3 protein-coding genes and 1 pseudogene are annotated in these 4,880 nt (G+C 70.6%); 3 read left to right on the top strand and 1 reads right to left on the bottom strand.

Annotation, left to right across the window (positions count from 1 at the left end):
• A pseudogene (locus JAO81_RS14405) lies at positions 1-2,370 on the bottom strand (peptidase S41); the annotation flags it as partial.
• Between the two features lie 158 nt (positions 2,371-2,528).
• Here JAO81_RS14405 and JAO81_RS14400 point away from each other — a divergent pair.
• From JAO81_RS14400 to JAO81_RS14390, 3 genes are all read left to right on the top strand, one after another.
• Complete coding sequence (locus JAO81_RS14400) at positions 2,529-2,960, top strand: hypothetical protein (protein WP_233415364.1); 432 nt, start codon at positions 2,529-2,531, stop codon at positions 2,958-2,960.
• Positions 2,961-3,156: 196 nt separating this feature from the next.
• On the top strand, positions 3,157-4,011 hold the full coding sequence (locus tag JAO81_RS14395; protein ID WP_199548238.1) for a hypothetical protein: 855 nt from the start codon (positions 3,157-3,159) through the stop codon (positions 4,009-4,011).
• A gap of 36 nt (positions 4,012-4,047) precedes the next feature.
• Positions 4,048-4,797, top strand: a complete 750-nt coding sequence (locus tag JAO81_RS14390) for a hypothetical protein (protein ID WP_199548237.1) — start codon at positions 4,048-4,050, stop codon at positions 4,795-4,797.
• Positions 4,798-4,880 lie beyond the last annotated feature (83 nt).

The following is a 4,880-nucleotide window of genomic DNA, read 5'->3' as shown; positions in this document are numbered from 1 at the left end:
GCCGATCCGCCACAGCCCGCCCTCGTGCGGGGAGATATCGGCGCCGAGCAGTCCCTGGCGCGTATCGGATGAGCCGTAACCGCCGCCGCCCGGGGCGACATACGCGTGCGAGGTGCCCAGTTCGCCGTGCACCTCCCACAGGAGGTCGACCAGGTCGTCGTGGGTGGCGACGCGTTCGAGGACCGGGCGGTAGCGGTCGAGCACACCGTCCCAGTCGATGCCGCCGAGGTCGGGGCGCCAGAAGTTCTGGCGCATCAGGCGGCCGGTCTCCTCGTACATCTGCCGCCATTCGGCGGCCGGTTCGATCTGCTGGCGGATCCGGGTCAGATCGACGGTGATGTTGGAGTCGCTGCTGTCGTCGGAGGAGGGGCGGCGGTCGCTGGGGATGACCTTCAGGACGTCACCGGTGTGCAGGAGGACGCGCTTGCCGTCGCCGGTGACGGTGAAGTGATGGGCGTCGGAGGCGAGTTCCTCGATCTGCTGCTGTGCGAGGTCGTAGCGCTCCAGGTCGGTGCGCGGGCCCGGGTCGTCGGGGGTGGCGCGGGAGACGCCGAGTGCCCCGCGTACCGGGTGGCGCAGCCACAGGACTCCGTCCTTGGCGGCGCGCAGCGTCGAGTAGCGGGCGGCCTCGACGGGGAAGGCGATGATGCGGTCGGCGAGTCCGTCGAGGTCGATCCGGGTCGCGGGCTGCTCGTCGCCGGGGACCTCCTCGCTCTTCTCGGTGGACTCGAAGGGGCGGCCGTGACGCTGCGGTCCGAACGGGGACGGAGTCGTCGCGGAGAGCGTGATCAGGTGCGGCCGGCAGGCGCCCACGAAGGCGAGGTCGAAGACATGGGCGTCGTAGACCGGGTCGAAGGAGCGCTCGGAGAGGAACGCGAGGTGCTTGCCGTCGAGCGTGAAGGCCGGTGAGAAGTCACGGAAGCGCAGCGGTGTCGCCTCGGTGACGGACAGGTCGGCGGTGTTGGCGAGCTTCAACTGCCGCAGCGGGGAAGGGCCCGCGTGGGACCAGGCGAGCCAGCCGGAGTCGGGCGAGAAGGTCAGCCCGGTCGCGTCCCCGTCCTCGCTCCGGTCGACCTCGCGCACCTCGCCGCTCTCGCGGTCGACGAGCAGCACGCGCCCGTCGTGCGCGGCGACGGCGGCGCGGCTGCCGTCGGGGGCCATCGCGAGCGAGAGCACCCGCCCCAACTGCCCGGCGGCGACCCGTCGTACGGACGCACCGGTGGCCACCCCGGCGGCGGGCGCGAACTCCAGGGCGTCCTCGCCCTCGGCGTCCGTCACCCAGACGACGTGCTCCTCACCGCTCACCCGGAAGGTGCGCGGCAGCCGGGCCCGTACGCCGGGAGTGGACGCCAGCGCCCGGGCGGGTCCTTCGCGGTGGGTCACCCAGTGGATCGACCCGCGTACGGAGACGGCGCTGCCCCGGCCGGTGTGGTCGGGGGCGGTCGCGCCGAGGAAACGGTCCGCCTTGACGGGGTGCGGCTGCAGATCGACCCGCTGACCGCCGAGCCGGACGTCGAGCGGCCGCGGCTCGCTGTCGCCGTCGAGGGCGTCAACCACCCACAGCTGACCGGCACTTGCGTACACGACCCGCTGCCCGTCGCTCGCCGCGTGCCGGGCATAGAAGCCCTCGGCGGGGGTGTGCCGCCTGAGCTCGGACCCGTCGGGCCCCGAGGAGTAGAGCGCGCCGACGCCCTCGTGATCCGACAGGAAGGCGATCCGCTCCCCCACCCACAGGGGGTACTCGAGGTTGCCGTCCAATTCCTCGTGTACGCGGGTGAATTCGCCTTCCTCGTGTACGCGGGTGAATTCGCCGATGCCTCCCGAGGGCCGGTCACCGCCGGTGGACCGGTCGATCCACAGCTTCCCCGCCGTGCCGCCGCGATACCGCTTCCAGTACGCGGCCTCGCGCCCCATCGACACGGAGACCAGGAGCACCTGCCCGTCGGGGCCCCACGCGACATCGCCGACCGGTCCGTACGGCAGCCGGGTCGCGGGCCCGCCGTCCAGGGGGACGCCCCAGGCCCACTGGCGGCGGAGCGAAGCCTGGCCGTGGGTGGTGACGGCCAGGACGCCGCCGCCGGGGGTCCAGCCGCGGACCGAGGTCTTGTTGCTGCCCCAGTGCGTCAGGCGCTCCGCCCGCCCGCCGTCGACGGGTGCGTAGTGCACCTCGGGCGCACCGTCCCGGTACGAGGTCCAGGCGACATGGCGGCCGTCCGGGGATATCCGCGGATGGCTCACGGGCATGTTGTCGGCACTGACCCGCCAGGCGCGACCGCCCTCCAGCGGTGCGATCCAGACGTCGTCCTCCGCGGTGAAGGCGATCAACTCGCCGCGGACGTGCGGATACCGGAGATACGAGGGGTGCGTCACGCCCACACCTTAAGCAGGGCCTCTACCGCTCCGGGAGCCTCAGTGGGAACCTGTCTCGTATGGGCGCATTGAGGCGTTTACGTGATCGCCGGGTCCTCGCAGCGGCAGCGGCGGTGGTGGGCCTGACCTTGGGCGTTACGGCCTGCCAGGACCTCGGCTTGGGGCTCAACTCGGCCGCCGTGGCGATGACGACGGACCAGAAGGGCACCGACGCCCTGGAGAAGAAGGGCATCGACGTCCAGTGGCTCAGCTGCACCTCGTCCTTCGGCGAGGGCGGCGGCACCCCGGACTCCGCCAAGTCCCCTTCCGTACGCAGCGTCGCGACCGTCGACTGCGAAGGCAGGACCAGGGACGGCCGCGAGATCACGCTGACCGGGAAGGTGACCGAGGAGCGCAGCGGTGCCTGCGTACGGGGTGACCTGACCGCGAAGGTCGCCGGCAAGACCGTGCTGCAGGCCGATGTGCTCGGCAACTGCGCGGACGCCAGGCCGACTTCACGCCCGCCGGCGAACGGCCCGCAGCCGACGGTCACGGTGACGACGACGGTGACCGTGTATCCGCCGACCTGCGACTGCCGGCCCGGCAAGTAGCGGCAGCGGCAGCGGCCGCGTCGGTGGCGGCGCCGGCCGGCATCGGTCACGGAGAGTGGCTGGCCGAAATCGCACATCTTGGCCGATTCGCCGTAACTCCTGTGTGAAACAAACATGTTGTGGTGCAAGCTGTTGCCCATGCGAGCCGCCGGGGTTCACTCGGCGTGACACCCCCGCAGGGGACAAGGAGGCCACCATGGCCGTGCGCCACCAGGCGGAGAGGATCGGCCTCGCCCTGACGACCGCGGCAGGGCCGCTGACCATTCTCGCCGATGTCCTGGGGCTCCTCGACGAGGTCTCGCCCAACGGCATTCAGCTGGTCACCCTGCTGATCCTCACGTCGGTCACGATGTTTCTGCTGCTCGAGGTCCGGCGCTTCGAGATCCTCGACAGTGTCGACCGACGGCTGGCGGCGCTCGACATCGACGGTACGGCGGCCCGGCTGCGGCAGGAGCGGTACGGGGGTGTGGAACGGGTGCACCAGGAATTCCCGGTCAACCACCTCAGGACGCTCATCCGCGAGGCCGACACCGAGGTGTCCGTGCTGCAGACCTTCATTCCCAATCTCCATCTGCTTCAGGACGATATGCAGCACGCCCTGACCCGGCGCGGCGACGCACGCATCCGGATCCTCCTGCTCTTTCCGAAGTCCCCGGTGGCCAACCTGCGCCATGAGGCGTTGCGTTCGGTGCACAGCCCCACGCCGCCGGTGGACGTGAAAGTGGCGATCGAGCACAACCTGGAGAGTTTCGCCCGGCTCAGCGCCGCTCTGCCCGAACAGGCCCGCGCACGTCTGGAGGTGCGGGTCTACAACTCGCTGCCCTCGATGGCTGTGTACCGGGCCGACGACTCCTACCTGGTCAGCTCGTTCCTGCACGGCATGCTGGCCATCGACGCCCCGCAGACCGAGATCAAGGGCAGCGACACGGCCCGCGGCGCGGAGGTCCAAGAAGAGCTGAACACCCTGTGGCAGATCGGCAAGCCCGTCGGTCTCGCCGACTGGCAGCACTCGATCGAGCTGATGGACTTCGACAACGTCAACGTCTCCTGAGCTTCTCGCACCTGACCGCTGAAAGGCCGCACCGCCATGCCCCAGCCCGCCGCACCCCAGGGCCTCGAAGCCCTCGACGCCTTCGAGGACGGCCTGATCGCGCAGTACAAGGCGCACCCCGTCCTCGCGGACACCGCCCGGCTCCCGGACGCCGCCTTCGCCCAACTCCTGCTCCAGCGCAGGTTCCTGTCGCTCGCCTTCACTCCGGCGTACGACCTGGCGATCGACCTGCTCGACGACAAGGAGGGGCTGCGGATCGCGCGGACCATCCTGCGCGAGGAGTACCCGGACGGAACGGGCAACACCCGCTCGCACCGCGAGGACATGATCGAGGACATGCTGCAACTGGGCCTCACGCGCGCCGAGTTGATCGCGTCACGTCCGACCGCGGCGACCCTGGCCGCGATCAGCGACACGTTCACGCTGATGGCCGACGCGGGCGGCCGCCCGGACTCGGACCTGCGGCTCCTGACCATCCTGCGCTTCTGGGGCGAGATCCTGGTCTCCACGGAGTACACCCAGTTGTGGCCCCGCATGAGCCCGGCCCTCGTTCGCGACGGCGTGCACCGCTCGCACTTCTACTACCCTCACCTGCTCCACGACGGGAAGGCCCACCCCCTGTCGACGGTCTCGCTCCTCGCGACCACCCACGCCGACAAACTGGCCCGCCGCCTCCACACCCTGCTCACCTCCACGGAACCGGCCGCGGCGGCCGAGGCGTTCAGGGCGGAGGAACAGCGGTCACTGGAGGTCAAGGTGAACTTCTACGACCAGTTCGCCACCTAGCCCCTGCGGCGATTGAGCAGATCCGAACGAAGTTCGGATGAAGGGGTCCGGGGCGGAGCCCCGGTTTCGGGAAGGGGCGGGGC

Origin of the sequence: Streptomyces sp. N35 (assembly GCF_016464295.1) — a bacterium.
Lineage (GTDB): Bacteria > Actinomycetota > Actinomycetes > Streptomycetales > Streptomycetaceae > Streptomyces.
Note: the sequence above shows the minus strand (reverse complement) of the source record. Positions and strands in the feature narration are given on the sequence as shown.

Excerpts from the sequence above, each read along its gene's own strand:
- JAO81_RS14395 (WP_199548238.1), top strand. The coding sequence starts at position 3,157 with ATGGCCGTGCGCCACCAGGCGGAGAGGATCGGCCTCGCCCTGACGACC.
- JAO81_RS14390 (WP_199548237.1), top strand. The coding sequence starts at position 4,048 with ATGCCCCAGCCCGCCGCACCCCAGGGCCTCGAAGCCCTCGACGCCTTC.